This is a genomic window from Nocardioides sp. P5_C9_2 (assembly GCF_054049555.1).
Map to the genome: position 1 here is coordinate 1 of NZ_JBFUMD010000014.1, position 19,352 is coordinate 19,352.

Annotated in this window: 19 protein-coding genes; 14 read left to right on the forward strand and 5 right to left on the reverse strand. The window is 72.1% G+C overall.

From position 1 onward, the window contains the following. Nucleotides 1–12: 12 nt before the first annotated feature. Both ACXJKL_RS01575 and ACXJKL_RS01580 read right to left on the reverse strand, forming a co-directional pair. Entirely contained in the window at nt 13–537 is a 525-nt protein-coding gene (locus ACXJKL_RS01575) for a SigE family RNA polymerase sigma factor (RefSeq protein WP_457205292.1), read from the reverse strand. A 75-nt stretch (nt 538–612) separates the two neighbouring features. Further along, nucleotides 613–2,178 carry a hypothetical protein gene (locus ACXJKL_RS01580; RefSeq protein ID WP_457205293.1) on the reverse strand — a complete coding sequence of 522 codons (1,566 nt, stop codon included), beginning with the start codon at nt 2,176–2,178 and terminating at the stop codon, nt 613–615. A 177-nt stretch (nt 2,179–2,355) separates the two neighbouring features. Between ACXJKL_RS01580 and ACXJKL_RS01585 the strand changes: the two genes are divergently transcribed. Beyond that, nucleotides 2,356–3,246, forward strand: coding sequence for a GNAT family N-acetyltransferase (locus ACXJKL_RS01585; protein WP_457205294.1), 891 nt, complete (start codon nt 2,356–2,358; stop codon nt 3,244–3,246). A gap of 19 nt (nt 3,247–3,265) precedes the next feature. After that, nucleotides 3,266–4,768 carry an IMP dehydrogenase gene (gene guaB, locus ACXJKL_RS01590; RefSeq protein WP_457205295.1) on the forward strand — a complete coding sequence of 501 codons (1,503 nt, stop codon included), beginning with the start codon at nt 3,266–3,268 and terminating at the stop codon, nt 4,766–4,768. Nucleotides 4,769–4,777: 9 nt separating this feature from the next. Here guaB and ACXJKL_RS01595 read toward each other — a convergent pair whose 3' ends face one another. The 3 genes from ACXJKL_RS01595 to ACXJKL_RS01605 form a co-directional block, all read right to left on the reverse strand. Beyond that, the gene (locus ACXJKL_RS01595) at nt 4,778–5,638 is read right to left on the reverse strand and encodes a MerR family transcriptional regulator (protein ID WP_457205296.1); all 861 of its coding nucleotides are present in this window, start codon (nt 5,636–5,638) and stop codon (nt 4,778–4,780) included. A gap of 68 nt (nt 5,639–5,706) precedes the next feature. Further along, nucleotides 5,707–6,348, reverse strand: coding sequence for a fasciclin domain-containing protein (locus ACXJKL_RS01600; RefSeq protein WP_457205297.1), 642 nt, complete (start codon nt 6,346–6,348; stop codon nt 5,707–5,709). Between the two features lie 77 nt (nt 6,349–6,425). Next, complete coding sequence (locus ACXJKL_RS01605) at nt 6,426–6,887, reverse strand: GNAT family N-acetyltransferase (RefSeq protein WP_457205298.1); 462 nt, start codon at nt 6,885–6,887, stop codon at nt 6,426–6,428. A 74-nt stretch (nt 6,888–6,961) separates the two neighbouring features. Here ACXJKL_RS01605 and ACXJKL_RS01610 point away from each other — a divergent pair, with 74 nt between their 5' ends. From ACXJKL_RS01610 to ACXJKL_RS01665, 12 genes are all read left to right on the forward strand, one after another. After that, nucleotides 6,962–8,068, forward strand: coding sequence for a GuaB3 family IMP dehydrogenase-related protein (locus ACXJKL_RS01610; RefSeq protein ID WP_457205299.1), 1,107 nt, complete (start codon nt 6,962–6,964; stop codon nt 8,066–8,068). Nucleotides 8,069–8,157: 89 nt separating this feature from the next. Continuing rightward, nucleotides 8,158–9,774 (forward strand): succinic semialdehyde dehydrogenase, encoded by a 1,617-nt coding sequence (locus ACXJKL_RS01615; RefSeq protein ID WP_457205300.1) that lies wholly within the window; start codon nt 8,158–8,160, stop codon nt 9,772–9,774. Next, complete coding sequence (locus tag ACXJKL_RS01620) at nt 9,774–11,492, forward strand: GMC oxidoreductase (protein ID WP_457205310.1); 1,719 nt, start codon at nt 9,774–9,776, stop codon at nt 11,490–11,492. Before ACXJKL_RS01615 ends, ACXJKL_RS01620 begins: the two co-directional genes overlap by 1 nt. Before the next feature lie 184 nt (nt 11,493–11,676). Further along, nucleotides 11,677–13,293 carry a glutamine-hydrolyzing GMP synthase gene (gene guaA, locus ACXJKL_RS01625; protein ID WP_457205301.1) on the forward strand — a complete coding sequence of 539 codons (1,617 nt, stop codon included), beginning with the start codon at nt 11,677–11,679 and terminating at the stop codon, nt 13,291–13,293. Nucleotides 13,294–13,410: 117 nt separating this feature from the next. Then, nucleotides 13,411–15,120 carry a sodium:solute symporter family protein gene (locus ACXJKL_RS01630; RefSeq protein WP_457205302.1) on the forward strand — a complete coding sequence of 570 codons (1,710 nt, stop codon included), beginning with the start codon at nt 13,411–13,413 and terminating at the stop codon, nt 15,118–15,120. An 11-nt stretch (nt 15,121–15,131) separates the two neighbouring features. After that, on the forward strand, nt 15,132–15,446 hold the full coding sequence (locus tag ACXJKL_RS01635) for a hypothetical protein (protein ID WP_457205303.1): 315 nt from the start codon (nt 15,132–15,134) through the stop codon (nt 15,444–15,446). Then, nucleotides 15,446–15,826 carry a VOC family protein gene (locus ACXJKL_RS01640; RefSeq protein WP_457205304.1) on the forward strand — a complete coding sequence of 127 codons (381 nt, stop codon included), beginning with the start codon at nt 15,446–15,448 and terminating at the stop codon, nt 15,824–15,826. The genes ACXJKL_RS01635 and ACXJKL_RS01640 overlap by 1 nt, the downstream gene beginning before the upstream one ends. Nucleotides 15,827–15,866: 40 nt before the next feature. Continuing rightward, on the forward strand, nt 15,867–17,150 hold the full coding sequence (locus ACXJKL_RS01645) for a DUF6986 family protein (protein WP_457205305.1): 1,284 nt from the start codon (nt 15,867–15,869) through the stop codon (nt 17,148–17,150). Between the two features lie 4 nt (nt 17,151–17,154). After that, the gene (gene pucL / locus ACXJKL_RS01650; protein WP_457205306.1) at nt 17,155–18,027 is read left to right on the forward strand and encodes a factor-independent urate hydroxylase; all 873 of its coding nucleotides are present in this window, start codon (nt 17,155–17,157) and stop codon (nt 18,025–18,027) included. After that, nucleotides 18,024–18,533: a 2-oxo-4-hydroxy-4-carboxy-5-ureidoimidazoline decarboxylase gene (gene uraD, locus ACXJKL_RS01655; protein ID WP_457205307.1), complete on the forward strand. Its 510-nt coding sequence runs from the start codon at nt 18,024–18,026 to the stop codon at nt 18,531–18,533. The genes pucL and uraD overlap by 4 nt, the downstream gene beginning before the upstream one ends. Then, entirely contained in the window at nt 18,533–18,856 is a 324-nt protein-coding gene (uraH, locus tag ACXJKL_RS01660) for a hydroxyisourate hydrolase (RefSeq protein WP_457205308.1), read from the forward strand. Before uraD ends, uraH begins: the two co-directional genes overlap by 1 nt. Continuing rightward, the coding region (locus ACXJKL_RS01665) for an amidohydrolase family protein (RefSeq protein WP_457205309.1) at nt 18,846–19,352 on the forward strand (507 nt) is incomplete at its 3' end. The genes uraH and ACXJKL_RS01665, both read left to right, overlap by 11 nt.

A 19,352-nucleotide genomic window follows, 5' to 3' on the forward strand; every position in this document is an offset into this window, starting at 1 on the left:
CTCGCAGCTCGTTCACCATGGGGTGGCTCCTCCGGCGGTCAGCTCGCCGAGCGGCGAGTCCTCGAACATGGAGCGCAACGAGTCCAGCGCTCTCGACGTCTGGCTCTTGACCGTGCCCTGGGAGCACCCGAGGGCGGCCGCGGTCTCCGCGACGCTCAGGTCCTCGAAGTAGCGCAGCACCACGCACGCCCGCTGCCGGGGCGCCAGGTCGGCCAGGGCCCGCATCAGGGCCTCCCGGGCGACGACCGACTCGGCGACGTCGTACCCGGCCGGCAGGCCCGTGTCGGGCTCGGTCGGCACCTCGGTGCTGGACCTGCGGCGCCGGTGGTCGAGGAAGGCGCTGACGACCGCCTTGCGGGCGTAGGCGTACTCACGTCCCGCGCGGTGCAGCCGCGGCCACGCGACGTACACGCGGATCAGACCCTCCTGGACGTGGTCGGAGGCCTCGTCCCAGTCGCCGCACATCAGGTACGCCGTCCGACGCAACCGCCCCCGGGCGCTCTGGGCGAACTCGACGAAATCCGCCTCGTCACGCATCGGTCACTCGCTCCATGCCCGGTACAACGCAGTGGGCCGCCCGGGAGGTTGCATCGGTCCGCGCACCGGCCCGCCTCAGCCGCGCAGCGAGGCCAGGCCCTCGCGCCACGGCTCGGTGCACCGGCTGTCCAGCACGGGCCGCTCGAGGCTCTTGAGGTGGTAGACGCGGTACTCGTCGCACACGGTGGCGACGTACTGGTAGCGCTCGATCAGCTCCTCCCCGATCCGCTCGGTCCCGCTCTCCGACCAGGCGTCGAGGGCGGTGAACTCGACGAACCACGTCGGTGCCGCGGGGCCGGTGAGCAGGTCGCGGAGCTCGGTGAGCCCGGGGTCGAGGGTGCGCATCGGCAGCGACCACAGGTGCCGGTACGGCGAGCGCAGCCCGCTGGCCCACTGGATGTCGGCGCGACCGCCGTAGACGACGAGCGTGTCTCCGGGACGCGCCGCCCGTCCGATGGCCTCGCCGGCGTAGTACTCGACCGGCCGGTAGCGCTGGTCGGTGCTGTCCCACCAGCGCCACAGGGAGTCGAGGCTGCTCAGCACCACGAGGACGACGAGCGCCTGGGTGACGCCCCGGGTGACCCGCTGCCACGTCGGGGTCCGCAGCGGCTCGCGCTCGACCCTGAGCACCAGCGCGGTGGCCAGGGCCACCGGAGCCACCAGGACCACGAGGTAGGTCGTCCAGAAGCTGCCGCTCTCCACGACGGCGACCACGTCGACGACCAGCATGGCGGTGACGGCGGCGGTCGGCACCGGGAGCCGGCGGGCCAGGAGGGGCAGGTGCAGGACGAACCAGGCCACGAGGAAGGCCATCCCGGTCTCCACGACCAGCTCGCGCATCTGCACGGCCCGCTGGTCGATGGTGTCGCTCGGCTGCGAGGCCAGCACCGCGTCGGCGTCGGGCCGGAAGCCGACCACGGCGTACCAGAGCGTGTCGAGGTCGACGCCCGCGACGAGCGCCCACACGACCGTCGCCGCCACTGGGACCGCGGCACCGAGACCGGCGGCCAGGCCCAGTCGCAGGTACGTCCGCCACGACCGACGGTCGGCCAGGGCACTGCCCAGGAGCAGGACGGCGCCGAAGACCAGCCCGCCCACCAGGCTCTGCTTGAGGCCGACGGCGAGCATCGCGACCAGGCCGGAGGCGAGCGCGAGCCGTGCCGAGCGACGCTCCAGGGCGGCGAGCGCCAGCCAGCAGGCGGCCATGATCAGCGGCATCCCCAGGTGCTCGCCCTTGGCGGAGACCACGTCGATGCCCGCGTCGGACACCAGTCCTGCGGCCGCGACGGCGGTCCAGGCCGCGACCCGGTCGGCACGGGCGGCGCCCAGCCCCGCGGCGTACGACGCGATCCGTCGGGCCGTCGCCGCCGTCAGCAGGACGAAGGCGAGGATGCCGACCGCGGCGAGCACGCGCAGGGCGTAGGGACCGCCCAGCCAGTCGGTCAACCGGATCAGGGCGATGATCTCCGGGGGCCGGTCGACGAAGTAGGGGCCGTAGACGCTGGTCGGCGTCGGGGCCCAGCTGCGGGCGACGAGCAGGAAGCCGGCCTCGTCGGGACGCAGCGGCCACATCGCGGAGGGGAACCGCGCCAGCACGGCCGCCACCGCCGCGACCCAGACGGTCAGGCGGGCGAGGGGCACGAGCGGCATCCATCGGTCACAGTGCGCCCATTGTTCTCCACCGCTCCGCGCCGGCACCTCATCCGCGCGGGGGATGGACCGCCCGCGAAAGGGTTTTCCTCGTCGAAACACGCAGGCATCCGACCGGCAACACGGCACTCGCACGCTGGTGCCGGAGGACGAGACGAGGGGGAGCCCATGTTGTGGAGAGTGCGGTTGACGCTGCCGGACCGACCGGGTGCGCTGGCGACGTTGGCGAGCGAGTGCGGGTCCGCGGGCGTCAACATCCTGGGGCTGCAGGTGTTCCCGGGGATCGACTCGGTGACCGACGAGCTGGTGCTCGAGGTGCCGGAGGGCTGGGACGTCGACGACATCGCGTCCCTCGTCCACCGCGCGGGCGCCCGCGCGGTGGTGTCGCACCCGTGCACGGAGGCGGCACTGGTCGACCAGCCCGCCCGGTACGTCGCGGCCGCCCGGACGATCCTGGCGCAGCCCGCGCGGTTCCCCGAGGTGGTCGCCCAGCTCTTCGACGCGGAGGCCGAGCCCGGTGGGGCGGGCGCCGACCACGACTCGATGGAGATGACGGTCAGCGACGTCTCGGTCCAGGTGCACCGACGCGCGCCCTTCACCGCCACCGAGCACGCGCGCGGCGTCGCGCTCGCCGAGCTGGTGAGCGACGTCCTGGCGCGCAGCCGCGACGCCGTGACCGTGCCGGAGCCCGGTCGCCGGCTGGGCACGGGGGCGACCCCGGAGTTCGTCGCGTCGAGCCATGGGGTCTCGGCGATGGTGGACGGGACCACGGTCGGCCGCGCGGTGCTCGCCGAGATGGTGGCCCCGGGGTCTCGCCACCTCCATCTCGAGGTGGACCCGGCCTGGCGCCGGCGCGGCATCGGGTCGCGGCTGCTCCTGGAGGCCGCACGCGCCGCGGCGGGGCTCGGTGACGACGAGCTGGTGCTGGTCACCAGCGCCGACAACCAGGCCGTCCTGCCGATGGTCCTCGGGTCGGGGCTGCGGGGCCGGATCCGGATGTCCGGGGACGGCCTGACGGTGCGCGTCCCGCTGCGAGACCTGGAGGGGGCGCGACGCTGAGGGCCCGTAGGATGGGGGAGTGGAGATCCCGGAGAAGTTCGCGGCCCTCGGCCTCACCTACGACGACGTCCTCCTGCTGCCGGGCGAGTCGGACCTCGCGCCCGACGAGATCGACACCACGAGTCGCCTGACCCGGGAGATCTCGTTGCGGGTCCCGCTGGTGAGCGCGGCCATGGACACGGTCACGGAGTCGCGGATGGCCATCGCGATGGCCCGCGAGGGCGGCCTCGGGGTGCTGCACCGCAACCTGTCGATCGCCGACCAGGCCTACCAGGTCGACCTCGTCAAGCGGACCCAGACCGGGATCATCTCCAACCCCGTCACCATCGGCCCGGACGCCACCCTCGAGCAGCTCGACCGCATCTGCGGTGAGTACCGTGTCTCGGGGCTGCCCGTCGTCGACCTGGACAACCGGCTGCTCGGCATCATCACCAACCGCGACCTGCGCTTCACCCCGGTGGCGGAGTGGGCGACCACGAAGGTCGACGAGGTGATGACCTCCGAGGGGCTCATCACCGGCGGGATCGGCATCTCCCGCGACGAGGCGACCACCCTGCTGCGCAGGCACAAGCGCGAGCGGCTGCCGCTCGTCGACGAGCAGGGCCGTCTCGGTGGCCTCATCACCGTCAAGGACTTCGTCAAGGGCGAGCAGTTCCCGCACGCGTCGTACGACGCGGACGGCCGGCTGCTCGTCGGTGCCGCCATCGGCTACTTCGGTGACGCCTGGGAGCGGGCCACCACGCTGGTCGAGGCCGGTGTCGACGTGCTCGTCGCCGACACCGCGCACGGCCACGTGCACCTGCTCCTCGACATGGTCCGCCGGCTCAAGAGCGACCCCGCCACCCGGCACGTCCAGGTGATCGGCGGCAACGTCGCCACCCGCGCGGGCGCCCAGGCGTTCGTCGACGCCGGCGCGGACGCGGTCAAGGTCGGGGTGGGCCCGGGCTCCATCTGCACCACCCGCGTCGTCACCGGCGTGGGCGTGCCGCAGGTGACGGCCGTCTATGAGGCCTCGCTGGCCGCGAAGCCGGCCGGGGTCCCGGTCATCGCCGACGGTGGCATGAAGCACTCGGGCGAGATCGCCAAGGCGCTGGTCGCGGGCGCGGACGCCGTCATGCTCGGCTCGCTGCTGGCGGGCTGCGAGGAGTCGCCGGGCGAGCTGGTCTTCGTCAACGGCAAGCAGTTCAAGTCCTACCGGGGGATGGGCTCGCTCGGAGCGATGTCGAGCCGCGGCAAGAAGTCCTACTCCAAGGACCGCTACTTCCAGGCCGAGGTCACCAGCGACGACAAGATCGTGCCCGAGGGCATCGAGGGCCAGGTCGCCTACCGTGGCCCCCTCGGCGCGGTGGCCCACCAGCTCATCGGCGGCCTCAACCAGTCGATGTTCTACGTCGGCGCGCGCACCGTCCCCGAGCTGCAGGACAAGGGCCGCTTCGTGCGGATCACCTCGGCATCGCTCAAGGAGAGCCACCCCCACGGGGTCCAGATGACCGTCGAGGCACCCAACTACTCGGGAGCCTGATCGGGGTCTTCAGCCGCGGTCGAGGTAGGCGACGGCGCGGTTGAAGAACGCGGCCGCGAGGACGGGGTCCGCCGCGGCGGTCGTCGCCGGTGCGGTGAGCGCCTCGACGAGCGCAGGCCCGTCCGGGTCGTCGGCCGCGGCCGCACACACCCGGGCCGCCTCGCGGACCAGGTGGGGCACCATCGTCCAGGTCGCCTCGAAGACCCGGTGCAGGTCCGGGACGCCGACCTGGCCGGGCACCTCCCACGCCGTGAGCGCGATGGGGGCCTCGACGGCGTCGCAGACCACGGCCCACTCGCGCAGCAGGGGGGAGCGCTCCGGCAGCGCGACCAGGTGCAGGTCGTCCTCGCCGGGGACGACAGCGGTGTCGTCGGCGGGGAAGTCGGCGTACACGTGGGTGGTCCGGGCGAGCAGGGCCAGCTCGCGCCAGCGGGCCCGGGCGGGGGTGAAGTGCTGGGGACGCTGGAAGAGCCCGAAGAGGTGTCCGTCGTGCGCCCGGACGCAGAACTCGTCCTCGATGGCGTGCGACAGGCCGATCAGGGTGCGCTTGGTCAGGCGGTGGACCGGGAGCGACGGGTCCTGGCGCCGCAGGTGCGCATGCACCGAGCGCGGGCGCGGCCCCGGGGCCACCTGCTCCTGGTGGGCCGCCTCGAGGCGGGCCGCGGTGATCGCGGCGTCGAGGCGCATCCCGGTGTCACGCAACCGAGCCACCTCGCTCACCAGTGCGACGTCGCCCTCGGTGTAGCGACGGTGCCCGGACTCGAGCCGGGTGGGGACCGGGAAGCCGTGTCGCTCCTCCCAGATCCGGAGCGTGGAGGGCGTCACTCCCGTACGGGAGGAGAGGTCCCCGATGGAGAGGAAGGTCGTCATGGGGTCCCGTCGGTGTGACGAGCCGCGCCCGGGCGGGGGGACACCCCGGGCGCGGCTGCCTGGGTGGGTCAGAGGTCGAGCGGACGCAGCACCCGGTCGATGCCGTGGGCGACCTGACGGTTGCCCTTGTTGAGGTCGAGCAGCATCGGGATCGCCCGGGCGTCGCGGTCGTTCTTGTCCTTGTCGACGAGGACGACCTTGCCCTTCATGAGCTTGACCCGGATGGTGGCGCCGTTGGCCATCGTGATCTTCTGCTTCTTCTTCGCCGCGGCCACGACCTTGGTGGAGGTGAGCGTGGCACCGGCGACCACGTGGTAGAGCAGGACCGACTCGATCGTGTCGATGTCGTACGTCGCGACGATGGCCGCGACGGTGTCCTTCTCGTTCTTCGGCGCGGTCCCGGTCAGGTCGGTGACCAGGGCGCGGAACGCGGCGTCGGTGGGCGCGAACGCGGTGAGGCGCTTCTTGCCGTCGACCAGGGCGAGCAGCGGGGTGGAGGGCTTGGCGTCGGCGACGGCCAGGACCGCGGCCTCGATGATGTCGAAGTCCTTCCAGTTCTTGTCCAGCTTCTGGCCGTCGGCGGCGAGCAGGGCCCCCAGGCTGTCGGTGCCCGCGGCACGCTGGGCGTTGGCGGGAGCGATCGGGGCCGTGGCGAGCGCGGCGGCGACGAGGGCACCGGCAACGGGGCCGGCGAGGTGGCGCTTGAGCATCAGGGGAACCTTTCGTAGGTGGGAGCTCGACCATACCTCCACAGTCTGTGGAAGTCTATGTGGATGACTGTAGAGATTTATCCAGAGCTCGTGGGTCCCGGCAGCACCTTCCTCAGGTGCACGTCGGCCTCCCCGGCGCGCGGCACGTCCTGCCAGCGGGCGAACTCGGCGTACCCGTGCCGCTCGTAGAAGGCGGGCGCCTGGAACGTGAACGACGTGACGAACACGTGGGCGCAGCCGCGCCGCAGCGCCTCGGCCTCGAAGTCGGTCAGGAGGCGGGACCCGAGGCCCGCGGCCCGGACGTCGGCGCGCACCCAGGTCATGGCGATCCCGGCGGCGACCCCCCACGTCCACCCGCTGATCCCGGCGACCAGCGCACCCTCCGCGTCGGTGATCCGCACGGTCAGCTCCGCGGCCGCGTCGATGCCCGGGGTGGCGGCGGCGTTGACGACGTCCAGCTCCGTGGAGAGGCGCGTGTCGAGGTCGGGGTCGGCGGTGCCGACGGTGCTGGCGAAGGCGGGCGGCGTGGCGGGGGGCATGGCGGCGATCGTGCCACCAGATCCGGGATCGGAGACCCCGGGGGACCGGGAGTGCCGACCGATAGGCTGCACCCGTGACTGAGATCGAGATCGGCCGAGCCAAGCGCGCCCGCCGCGCCTACTCCTTCGACGACATCGCGATCGTGCCCTCCCGGCGCACGCGCGACCCCGAGGAGATCAGCACCGCCTGGCAGATCGACGCCTACCGGTTCGACCTGCCGGTGCTGGGCGCCCCCATGGACTCGGTGATGTCGCCGGCGACCGCGATCGCGTTCGGCCGCCTCGGCGGCCTCGGCGTGCTCAACCTGGAAGGACTGTGGACGCGGTACGACGACCCGTCCGACCTGCTCGAGGAGGTCGCCGGCCTGCAGGGCGGCGACGCCACCCGCCGGATGCAGGAGATCTATGCAGAGCCGATCCGCGCCGAGCTCATCACTGCCCGCCTCAACGAGGTGCGCGACGCCGGCGTGACCGTCGCGGGATCGCTGTCCCCGCAGCGGACCAAGGAGTTCGCCAAGGCCGTGGTGGACGCCGGCGTCGACATGTTCGTCATCCGCGGGACCACCGTCAGCGCCGAGCATGTCTCTTCGCAGAGCGAGCCCTTGAACCTCAAGGAGTTCATCTACGAGCTCGACGTCCCGGTCATCGTGGGTGGCTGCGCGACCTACCAGGCCGCCCTGCACCTCATGCGCACCGGCGCCGCCGGTGTCCTCGTCGGCTTCGGCGGCGGCGCCGCCCACACCACGCGCACCGTGCTCGGYATCGCCGTGCCGATGGCCTCGGCCGTCGCCGACGTCGCCGCCGCGCGCCGCGACTACCTCGACGAGTCGGGCGGTCGCTACGTCCACGTGATCGCGGACGGGTCGATCGGCCGCTCCGGCGACGTGGCCAAGGCGATCGCCTGCGGCGCCGACGCCGTGATGGTCGGCTCGCCGCTGGCCCGCGCCACCGACGCCCCCGGCCGCGGCTTCCACTGGGGCGGCGAGGCGCACCACCCCGACCTGCCCCGGGGCCAGCGCGTCGAGTTCGGCGCGGTCGGCTCGATGCAGGAGATCCTCTTCGGCCCCTCCCGGGTCGCCGACGGCACCATGAACCTCATCGGTGCGCTGCGACGCTCGATGGCCACGACCGGCTACACCGACCTCAAGGAGTTCCAGCGGGTCGAGGTCGTCGTCGGCTGACCGCTTGACAAAATCGTGCGTGATGTCAAATAACGGGACGATGTGACCAACGGGTAGCAACACCCGGGGGACCGGCCTACCCTCGGGCCATGAGCGAGCACACCCCTGCCTCCGGCCCCCTCGTGGACGGCCCGCACGACCCCGAGCACGACCCCAGGGCGGCGTACGCGCTGGAGCCCGAGTACGTCGCGGCGCTCACCGGCCGCATCGCGGCCACCACCGGGAGGACGGTGCCCGTCGCCTCGCCGCTGGGTGGTCAGCCGCTGGCCCACGTCCCGCAGTCGAGCGCCGACGACGTCGCCGAGGCCTACGTCCGTGCGCGTCGGGCGCAGGCCGCCTGGGCGCGCACCCCCCTCGACGAGCGGGCCGCGATGCTGCTGCGCCTGCACGACCTGGTGCTCGACCGCCAGGAGGAGATCATCGACCTGATCGTGCTGGAGTCGGGCAAGGCCCGCAAGCACGCTTTCGACGAGCCGCTCCACATCGCGCTCACGGCCCGCTACTACGCCCGCACCGCCCACCAGCACCTCGACACCGAGCGCAAGCTCGGCGTGGTGCCGGGCCTCACCCGCGTCGAGGTCAACCGGGTCCCCAAGGGCGTCGTCGGGATCATCTCGCCCTGGAACTACCCCTTCACGATGGCGCTGTGCGACGGCCTGCCGGCGCTGCTGGCCGGCAACGCGGTCGTCGCCAAGCCGGACGCGCAGACCATGCTCTCGGCGCTGCTGGCGGCCCAGCTGCTCGAGGAGGCGGGCTTCCCGCAGGACCTGTGGCAGGTCGTCGCCGGACCGGGTCCCGAGCTCGGCCCACCCATCATCGACGGCGCCGACTACGTGTGCTTCACCGGCTCCACGGCGACCGGGCGGATCATCGCCGGCCGGTGCGCGGAGCGGCTCATCGGCTGCTCGCTGGAGCTCGGCGGCAAGAACCCGATCCTGGTGCTGCGTGACGCCGACCTCGAGAAGGCAGCGGAGGGCGCCGTCCGGGCGTCGTTCTCCAACGCCGGCCAGCTCTGCGTCTCCATGGAGCGGATGTTCGTGGCCGACCAGGTCTACGACCGGTTCGTCGAGCGCTTCGTGGCCCGCACCCAGGCGATGACGCTGGGCGCCAGCCTCGAGTGGGGCGTGGACATGGGCTCGCTCGTCTCCCAGGCACAGCTCGACACCGTCCGAGCCCACGTGGACGACGCGGTCGCCAAGGGCGCCCGGGTCCTCGCCGGCGGCCGGGCCAGGCCCGACCTGGGGCCCTACTTCTACGAGCCGACCATCCTCGAGGGCGTCACCCCCGACATGACGTGCTTCGGCCAGGAGACCTTCGGCCCGGTGATCTCCCTCTACCGCTTCCACGACGAGGCCGACGCGGTCGCCCGGGCCAACGCGGGGGACTACGGCCTCAACGCCTCGATCTACACCCAGGACGGCGCCCGGGGGCGGGAGATCGCCCGTCACGTGACGTGCGGCACCGTCAACATCAACGAGGCCTTCGGGGCCACCTTCGCCAGCATCGACTCCCCGATGGGCGGGATGCGCGAGTCCGGGATGGGCCGTCGCCAGGGCAGCGAGGGCATCCACCGCTACACCGAGTCCCAGTCGGTCGCCACCCAGCGGCTGATCCGCTTCGCCCCGATGCTCGGGATGTCCGACGAGCGCTACGCCAAGGTCATGACCGCCCAGCTGCGGCTGATGAACAAGCTGGGCCGCGCGTGATGGCCGAGGACGGCGACTTCGACTACGACGTCATCGTCATCGGGTCCGGCTTCGGCGGGTCCGTCTCCGCGTTGCGCCTGACGGAGAAGGGCTACCGGGTCGCGGTCCTCGAGGCCGGGGCCCGCTTCGCCGACGCCGACTTCGCCGCCACGAGCTTCGACGCGAAGCGCTACCTCTTCGCACCGGCGGCGGGCTGCTACGGCATCCAGCGCATCGACATGGTCAAGGACTGCATGATCCTGGCGGGCGCCGGGGTCGGCGGCGGCTCGCTGGTCTACGCCAACACGCTCTACGAGCCGCTCGACGCGTTCTACCGCGACCCCTCGTGGGCGCACATCGCCGACTGGAAGTCCGAGCTGGCCCCCTACTACGACCAGGCCAAGCGGATGCTCGGCGTGGTCGAGAACCCGGTGCGCACCCCCAGCGACGAGGTGATGGAGCAGGTCGCGAACGACATGGGTGTCGGCGACACGTTCCACCCCACACCGGTGGGCGTCTTCTTCGGCCAGCAGCCCGGCATCGGCGGGGAGAGCGTCCCCGACCCGTTCTTCGGCGGAGCCGGGCCCGACCGCAACCCGTGCACGGCCTGCGGGGAGTGCATGACCGGGTGCCGGCACAACGCCAAGAACACCCTGGTCAAGAACTACCTCCACCTCGCCGAGCAGGCCGGTGCCGTCGTGCACCCCCTCACCACGGTCACCCGGGTGCGTCCCCTCGACGGCGGCGGCTACCGGGTCGACACCCGGTGGACCAAGGCCAAGCTGTCGCGGCGGACGGCGACGAAGACGTTCACCGCCGAGCAGGTGATCTTCTCGGCGGCCGCGCTCGGCACCCAGAAGCTGCTGCACCAGCTCAAGGGCGAGGGCGACCTGCCCCACGTCAGCGACCGCCTGGGCAGCCTGACCCGCACCAACTCCGAGGCGATCCTCGGCGCCCTGGCCCCGGACATCACCGTCGACTACAGCCAGGGCGTCGCCATCACCTCCTCCTTCCACCCGGACGCGGACACGCACGTCGAGCCGGTGCGCTACGGCAAGGGCTCGAACTTCATGGCTCTGCTCCAGACCGTGCTGGCCGACGAGATCGAGGGCCAGTCGCGGTGGAGGTCGTGGCTGAAGGAGCTGTGGACCCAGCGCCGCAGCGCGCTCGACCTCTACGACATGAAGCACTGGTCGGAGCGCACCGTCATCGCGCTCGTCATGCAGACCCTCGACAACTCGATCACCACGGTCGGGGTCAGGACGCCCTTCGGGTGGCGGATGTCGAGCAGGCAGGGTCACGGCGAGCCCAACCCCACCTACATCCCGGTCGCCTACGACGTCGTACGACGGATGGCCACGCTGATCGGCGGCACCCCGGGCGGCAACGTGGGCGAGCCCTTCAACCGCCCGCTCACCGCCCACTTCATCGGCGGCTGCACCATCGGCGACTCGCCCGAGACCGGGGTCGTCGACGCCTACCAGCGGATGTACGGCCACGAGGGGCTGCACGTCGTCGACGGCTCGGCCGTCTCGGCCAACCTGGGCGTCAACCCGTCGCTCACCATCACCGCCCAGGCGGAGCGGGCGATGGCCTTCTGGCCCAACAGGGGGGAGGCCGACGACCGACCGGCGCTCGGGTCGTCGTACACCCGGATCCAGCCCGTGGCCCCCAAGAACCCGGTGGTCCCGGAGGCGGCTCCGGGAGCGCTGCGGCTGCCCATCGTCGGGGTCAGCTGAGGACACGGAACTTTTCTCCGGGATCGGCGTAACCCGCCCCGGGAGGGGTCGTTGGCACCGGTGACAGGCCCGGCAGTCACGCTCCCTCCCAGTTGGCCGGGCCCGTCAGTCCAGGTGCTGTTCTGCAGGCCGTGGACCTTCAGGGCCCCGACCATCCCTCCCTCCCCGGTCGGGGCCCTGAGTCATGTCTGGCGCGGCCGGGCGCGCTCGGTACCCTTCGGGGGTGACCGACACCCCTGACCACGACCTGGTCCTCGTCGTCGACTTCGGCGCCCAGTACGCCCAGCTGATCGCCCGTCGCGTGCGCGAGGCGCGGGTCTACTCCGAGATCGTGCCCCACTCGATGCCGGTGGCCGAGATGCTCGCGCGGCGTCCGAAGGCGATCATCCTCAGCGGCGGTCCGTCCTCGGTGTACGCCGAGGACGCCCCCGGCATCGACGACGCGGTCTTCACGGCCGGGGTGCCGGTCTTCGGCATGTGCTACGGCTTCCAGCTGATGGCCAGGGGCCTCGGCGGCGAGGTGGCCCACACCGGCGCGCGGGAGTACGGCCGGACGCCGGTCACCGTCACCGAGGGCGGCACCCTGCTCGCCGACCTGCCCGTCACCCACAACGTGTGGATGTCGCACGGCGACTCGGTCGCCGCTGCCCCGGCGGGCTTCACCGTCCTCGCCTCCACCGCCGACACCCCGGTCGCCGCCTTCGAGGACACCGGTCGCGGACTCGCCGGCGTCCAGTGGCACCCCGAGGTGCTGCACTCCGAGCACGGCCAGCAGGTCCTCGAGCACTTCCTCCACGAGATCGCCGGCTGCCGCCAGACCTGGACGATGGTCAACATCGTCGAGGAGCAGGTCGAGCGCATCCGCGAGCAGGTCGGCGAGCGGGGCCGGGCGATCTGTGCCCTGTCCGGCGGCGTCGACTCCGCGGTGGCCGCGGCCATCGTGCAGCGCGCCATCGGCGACCGGCTCACCTGCGTGTACGTCGACCACGGGATGATGCGCAAGGGCGAGACCGAGCAGGTGCGCCGCGACTTCGAGGAGGTCTTCGACGCGCTCGACGTCGTCGACGCCGCCGACCAGTTCCTGGGCGCGCTGGCCGGGGTCCACGACCCCGAGGAGAAGCGCAAGATCATCGGGCGCGAGTTCATCCGGACGTTCGAGGCCGCCGAGGTGCGGGTCTTCGGATCGCTGACGGAGGAGGAGCGCGGCGACACGGCGTACCTGGTGCAGGGCACGCTCTACCCGGACGTCGTGGAGTCCGGCGGCGGCGCCGGCACGTCGACCATCAAGTCGCACCACAACGTCGGCGGCCTGCCCGACGACCTGGCGTTCGACCTGATCGAGCCGCTGCGCACGCTGTTCAAGGACGAGGTCCGCGCCGTCGGGGAACAGCTCGGCCTCCCCTCGACCATGGTGTGGCGCCAGCCGTTCCCCGGCCCCGGCCTCGGCATCCGGATCATCGGCGAGGTGACCCGGGCGCGGCTCGACCTGCTGCGCGAGGCCGACGCGATCGCCCGCGAGGAGCTCACCCGCGCCGGCCTCGACCGGGAGATCTGGCAGATGCCGGTCGTGCTGCTCGCCGAGGTCCGCTCGGTCGGCGTGCAGGGTGACGGCCGCACCTACGGTCACCCGGTGGTGCTGCGCCCGGTGACCTCCGAGGACGCGATGACCGCCGACTGGGCCCGCCTGCCGTACGACGTGATGGAGCGGATCTCGACCCGGATCACCAACGAGGTCGCTGAGATCAACCGGGTGACCATCGACATCACCTCCAAGCCACCGGGGACGATCGAGTGGGAGTGAGGGGTGGTGCGGCCCCGGGCCGGGTACGACTAGGTTGACCCGCGGGCCTCCCCACCTCGGGCCGGCCGCCCAGCTCGGGAGGAACGTGTGTCAGTGCTGCTCGCCCCGGTGACCCCCATGGCCACCCTCATCGACGCCTCGTGGCTCGACTACCTGCTGGTGGCGATCTACTTCGCCTTCGTGCTCGGCATCGGTGTCATGGCACGCCGCTCGGTCTCGGACTCCATCGACTTCTTCCTGTCCGGTCGCTCGCTGCCGGCCTGGGTGACGGGCCTGGCCTTCATCTCGGCCAACCTGGGCGCGGTCGAGATCATGGGCATGTCGGCCAACGGGGCGGAGATCGGCCTCCCGACCGTGCACTACTTCTGGGTGGGCGCGGTCYCGGCGATGCTCTTCCTCGGCGTCGTGATGATGCCGTTCTACTACGGCTCCAAGGTCCGCTCGGTGCCGGAGTTCATGTTCCGCCGGTTCGGCACCGGTGCCCACCTCGTCAACGCGATCAGCTTCGCCGTCGCCCAGCTGCTCATCGCCGGGGTCAACCTCGCGCTCCTGGCCGGCATCGTGCACGCGCTGCTGGGCTGGCCGATCTGGATCGCCCTGGTCGTCGCCGGCGCCATCGTGCTGTCCTACATCACCCTGGGCGGGTTGAGCGCCGCGATCTACAACGAGGTGCTCCAGTTCTTCGTCATCATCGCCTCGCTCCTGCCGCTGACCCTGATCGGCCTGCACCGCGTCGGCGGATGGGACGGGCTGACCGACAAGATCACCGCCGCCTCCGAGGGCGCCCCCGCCGCGGCCGGGGTCGCCCCCGCCGCGCAGCAGCTCGAGTCGTGGCCGGGCGAGGCGCTCTCGGGGTTCGGCTCGCCGCTCCTGTCGGTGATCGGGATCGTGTTCGGACTCGGGTTCGTGCTGTCCTTCGGCTACTGGACGACGAACTTCGTCGAGGTGCAGCGCGCCATGGCCTCCAAGTCGATGTCCGCGGCCCGCAGGACGCCGATCATCGGGTCCTTCCCGAAGATGTTCATCCCGTTCCTCGTCATCGTGCCGGGCATGGTCTCCGCGGTGCTGGTGCAGGAGATGATCGACCTCAAGAACGGTGGCAGCCCCGGCGGCGGAGCCTCCGGTGAGGGGGTGTCCTACAACGACGCGCTGCTCCTGCTGATGCGCGACGTGCTGCCCAACGGGCTTCTCGGCCTGGCGATCGCCGGACTCCTGGCGGCCTTCATGGCCGGCATGGCGGCCAACATCTCGGCGTTCAACACCGTCTTCTCCTACGACCTGTGGCAGCGCTACATCCGCAAGGACCACGCCGACGACTACTACCTGCGCATCGGTCGTCTCGCCACGGTCGGCGCCACCTTCATCGCGATCTTCACCGCCCAGATCGCGCTGGGCTACGACAACATCATGGACTACCTGCAGACCCTGTTCGGCTTCTTCAACGCGCCGCTCTTCGCCACCTTCATCCTCGGGATGTTCTGGAAGCGGATGACGCCGACCGCCGGCTGGGTGGGACTCGTCTTCGGCACGCTGTCCGCGGTGGCCGTCGACCGGATGGCCGCGGCCGGGGTGCTCGACCTCCCCGGTCAGGGCGCCGCGTTCGTGGCCGCGTCCACCGCGTTCGTCGTCGACATCGTGCTGAGCGTCATCGTGTCGTTGGTGACCGAGCCGAAGCCGGCCTCCGAGCTCAAGGGCCTCGTCTACTCCGAGACCCCGCGCGAGGACCTCGTCGATCCCGACGAGGCCGCACAGCCCTGGTACCAGCGCACGATCCCGCTCGCCGCCGTCTCGCTGGCGATGGTCATCATCCTCAACGCCGCCTTCTGAGAGGGGCCACCATGTCCGACGGCACATCCAGCACCGGCACCGGATCCCACCAGGCCGGCGTCTTCGACATCCGCAACATCATCGCGGCCCTGCTCGGCGTGTACGGCGTGATCCTCACCCTCGCGGGCCTGTTCGGCGAGCACGAGCCGGAGAGGACCGGCGGGGTCAACGCCAACCTCYGGACCGGGATCGGGCTCCTGGTCGTGGCCGGGGCGTTCCTGCTCTGGGCCCGGCTGCGACCGCTCGAGGTGCCCGCGGACGTCGACCCGCCCGACGACGACCCGGTCCGCCCGGCACCTCGGCGCACTCGCCCCCCGGTCACCTGATGGCACGCGCGATCCACCACTGGGACCTGTGGGTCAGCGACCCGGCGGTCGCCACCGACGAGTGGGGCTGGCTGCTGGGGGAGCTGGGCTGGGAGGTCGACGGCTCGTCGTGGCGGGCCGACGACGGGACCTACGTCTTCCTCGAGCGCTCCGACGACCAGGTCGACGAGCCCCACGACCGGATGCGGCCGGGCGTCAACCACCTCGCCCTGGTGGTCGAGGACCGGCAGCTCCTCGACCGGATCCGGGCCGAGTCGAGCGCCCACGGCTGGCACGAGCTGTTCGCCGACCGCTACCCCCATGCCGGGGGCGACGACCACGTGGCGCTCTACCTCGAGAGCTCCGAGGGGTTCGAGGTCGAGCTCGTGGTGGGCGACTGAAGTCGCCACGACCGACCGTCCACCGCACTAGGGTGCGGGGATGAAGGGCGGCCAGCCGGACACCGGACTCGACCTCGACCGGCTCACCGAGGAGATCGACGAGCGCCTCGAGGCCGCCGACGCCGCGCTCGCCCTCGCCTACCCCGGCGAGCGGCCCGGGCGCCAGCCGGTGCACACCCTGTACGTCCCCGCCGACCGGTTCCGTGCAGGACTGGTCGCCGGCTACGGCCGCGAGGCGCTCCGAGCCACCCACGAGCACGAGGCGATGCTGCTCGAGATCATCGATCGTGACGAGGACCTGCTGCGCCGGGTGCGCGACAAGCTCGGGCGTGAGCCGGTCGAGGACCTGCGGATCGACTTCGAGGACGGCTACGGGCAGCGCCCCGACGACGAGGAGGACGGCGCGGTCGAGGCCGCGGCGCGGGACCTGCGCGCCGAGCTCGCGGCCGGCACGGCCCCACCCGGCACCGGCATCCGGTTCAAGAGCTTCGAGCGCCCCACGCGACGCCGCGGGCTGCGCACGCTCTCCCTCTTCGTGGCGACGCTGACCGACGGCGGTCCGGTCCCCGACGGCTTCGTCGTCACCCTGCCCAAGGTCACGTCGGTCGACCAGGTGCAGGCACTGGTGCACGTCGCCGGTCGGCTCGAGGCGGAGCTGGGCCTGGTGCCCGCGTCGTTGCGCTTCGAGCTCCAGATCGAGACACCGCAGTCGATCCTCGGCCCCGACGGCACCGCGCTGGTCGCCCGGATGATCCACGCGTCCGACGGACGGGTCACCGGCCTGCACTACGGCACGTACGACTACTCGGCCTCCTGCGGCATCGCGGCGGCCCAGCAGAGYCTCGAGCACCCGGCGGCCGACCACGCCAAGGCCGTCATGCAGGCGGCCGCCGCCGGCACCGGCGTACGCCTCTCCGACGGCTCCACCAACGTGCTGCCGGTGGGCACTCCCGACCAGGTGGGAGCCGCGTGGAGCAACCACCTGCGGCTCGTGCGGAGGTCGTTGGAGCGCGGCTACTACCAGGGCTGGGACCTGCACCCCGCGCAGCTGCCGACGCGGTACGCCGCCACGTTCGCGTTCTACCGCGACGGCCTCCCGGCCGCGGCGGCGAGGCTGCGCGACTACGTCGGGCAGCGGGACTCCGCGATCCTCGACGAGCCGGCGACCGCCCGGGCGCTGGCCGACTTCGTGCTGCGCGGCCTCGACTGCGGGGCCGTGTCGTCGGACGAGGTCGGCGACGCCGGGCTGCTGGACATCCACGTGCTGGCCGGACTGGCACACCGCACCGGACCGGCACACCGCACCACCGAGAGCGAGGGCTGAGCAGATGGGCATCGTCCTGGGACCCAACCGGTACGGCAAGGCGGAGTGCCGCGTCGTGCGCATCGTGCGTGACACCCCGCGCCACGAGATCCGCGACCTCACCGTCTCCACGTCGCTGCGCGGTGACTTCGCGGCCGCCCACACCGACGGCGACCAGTCGCGGGTGCTGCCGACCGACACCCAGAAGAACACCGCCTTCGCCTACGCCAAGCGGCACGGCGTCAGCTCTCCCGAGGACTACGCGCTCGCGCTGGCCCGGCGACTGCTGACGGCGACGCCGGCCGCGACCGGCGCGCAGGTCCGGGTCGAGGAGCACACCTGGGACCGGATCCCCGTCGACGGCACCGGCCACGACCACGCGTTCGTGCGCCGCGGCGGGGAGGTGCGCACCACCGAGGTCGACCTCTCGGCGGACGGCGCCCGCGTCCTCACCGGGCTCACCGACCTGGTCGTGCTGAAGTCCACCGGCTCGGAGTTCAAGGGGTTCCTCGTCGACGAGTACACGACCCTGCCCGAGGCCGACGACCGCATCCTGGCCACCTCGCTGACCGCGACGTGGCGCTACGCCGGGCACGACGTCGACGGCGGCGCCGTCGACTGGAACCGCACGTACGCCGAGGTCCGGGCGCTGCTGCTCGCGACCTTCGCCACGACGTACAGCCGGGCGCTGCAGGAGACCCTCTACGCCATGGGTCGCGCCGTGCTCGAGGCGCACGCGGGGATCGAGGAGGTCTCCTTCGCCGCCCCCAACAAGCACCACTTCCTCGTCGACCTCGAGCCGTTCGGGCTGGAGAACCCTGGTGAGGTCTTCATCGCCGCCGACCGGCCGTTCGGGCTGATCGAGGCCACCGTGACGCGAGAGGCCGACGGCGGATGAGTGGACGGCGACCGGGGCTCCCGGCCTTCAACGAGATGGAGCACGACACGGCCAGGAGTCGGCTGCTGACCTGCCTCGACGTGCCGCGCTGGGCCGACGAGGTGCTCGCGGCCCGCCCGTTCGAGACCCTCGACGACCTCGAGGCGCGGATGGTCGAGACCGCCTCGACCATCACCGACGACGAGCTCGAGCGCGCCCTGGCCCGCCATCCCCGGATCGGGGAGCGTCCCGACGCCGCGACGCACGACGCCGGCCACTCGACCCGGGAGCAGGCCGGGGTGGACCGGGACGACGCGGACGTCGCGCGTCGGCTGGCGGAGGGCAACCTGGCCTACGAGGAGCGGTTCGACCGGGTCTTCATCATCCGCGCCGCGGGCCGCGACGCCACCGAGATCCTCGAGGCGCTCCGACGTCGGATGGACAACAGCGACCGGGCGGAGCGGGCCGAGACCATCGACCAGCTGACCCAGATCGCGCTGCTCCGGGTCCGGGAGGTGCTGGGCTGATGGCGACCCTGAGCACCCACGTCCTCGACACCGGCCGGGGAAGACCCGCCCCGGGCCTGCGGATCGTCCTGGAGTCCGAGGCCGGAGACGTGCTGGCCGAGGTGCGCACCGACGACGACGGCCGGGCCCCGGACCTCGCGCCCGAGGAGCTGGCCGCGGGCACCTACCGGCTGCGCTTCGACTCCGGCTCGTGGTTCGCGGGGCAGGGCATCACCGGCTTCTACCCCGAGGTCGTCGTCGCCTTCCGCCTCTCCGGCGACGAGCACTTCCACGTGCCGCTCCTGCTGAGCCCCTTCGGCTACTCGACCTACCGTGGCAGCTGAGACCCTGGTCCGCGCCCGCCGCGCGGTCGTCGGCGACCGCGAGTCGGCCGTGGCGGTGCGGATCTGCGACGGGGTGATCACCGACGTGTCGGCGTACGACGTGGACGCCGGCGGCGCGGAGGTCGTCGTGCTCGCCGACGACGAGGTGCTGCTGCCGGGCCTGGTCGACACCCACGTGCACGTCAACGAGCCGGGCCGCACCGAGTGGGAAGGCTTCGCCAGCGCCACCCGGGCCGCGGCCGCCGGCGGCGTCACCACGATCGTGGACATGCCCCTCAACAGCATCCCGCCCACCACGACGGTCGCGGCGCTGGCCGCGAAGAGGGAGGCGGCCCGGGGCCAGGTCTTCGTCGACGTCGGGTTCTGGGGCGGGGCCGTGCCCGGCAACGTCGGGGACCTGGCTCCCCTGTACGCCGAGGGCGTCTACGGCTTCAAGTGCTTCCTGCTCGACTCGGGGGTCGAGGAGTTCGGGCACCTCGACGCCGCCGGCCTGGCC

Bases quoted from the DNA above. Each gene is read 5' to 3' on its own strand.
- pucL (WP_457205306.1), top strand. From the start codon at position 17,155: ATGGGCATCGTCCTGGGACCCAACCGGTACGGCAAGGCGGAGTGCCGC.
- uraD (WP_457205307.1), top strand. From the start codon at position 18,024: ATGAGTGGACGGCGACCGGGGCTCCCGGCCTTCAACGAGATGGAGCAC.
- ACXJKL_RS01640 (WP_457205304.1), top strand. From the start codon at position 15,446: ATGGCACGCGCGATCCACCACTGGGACCTGTGGGTCAGCGACCCGGCG.
- ACXJKL_RS01605 (WP_457205298.1), bottom strand. From the start codon at position 6,887: ATGCCCCCCGCCACGCCGCCCGCCTTCGCCAGCACCGTCGGCACCGCC.
- ACXJKL_RS01620 (WP_457205310.1), top strand. From the start codon at position 9,774: ATGGCCGAGGACGGCGACTTCGACTACGACGTCATCGTCATCGGGTCC.
- guaA (WP_457205301.1), top strand. From the start codon at position 11,677: ATGTCTGGCGCGGCCGGGCGCGCTCGGTACCCTTCGGGGGTGACCGAC.
- ACXJKL_RS01585 (WP_457205294.1), top strand. From the start codon at position 2,356: ATGTTGTGGAGAGTGCGGTTGACGCTGCCGGACCGACCGGGTGCGCTG.
- ACXJKL_RS01615 (WP_457205300.1), top strand. From the start codon at position 8,158: ATGAGCGAGCACACCCCTGCCTCCGGCCCCCTCGTGGACGGCCCGCAC.
- ACXJKL_RS01595 (WP_457205296.1), bottom strand. From the start codon at position 5,638: ATGACGACCTTCCTCTCCATCGGGGACCTCTCCTCCCGTACGGGAGTG.
- ACXJKL_RS01575 (WP_457205292.1), bottom strand. From the start codon at position 537: ATGCGTGACGAGGCGGATTTCGTCGAGTTCGCCCAGAGCGCCCGGGGG.
- uraH (WP_457205308.1), top strand. From the start codon at position 18,533: ATGGCGACCCTGAGCACCCACGTCCTCGACACCGGCCGGGGAAGACCC.
- ACXJKL_RS01600 (WP_457205297.1), bottom strand. From the start codon at position 6,348: ATGCTCAAGCGCCACCTCGCCGGCCCCGTTGCCGGTGCCCTCGTCGCC.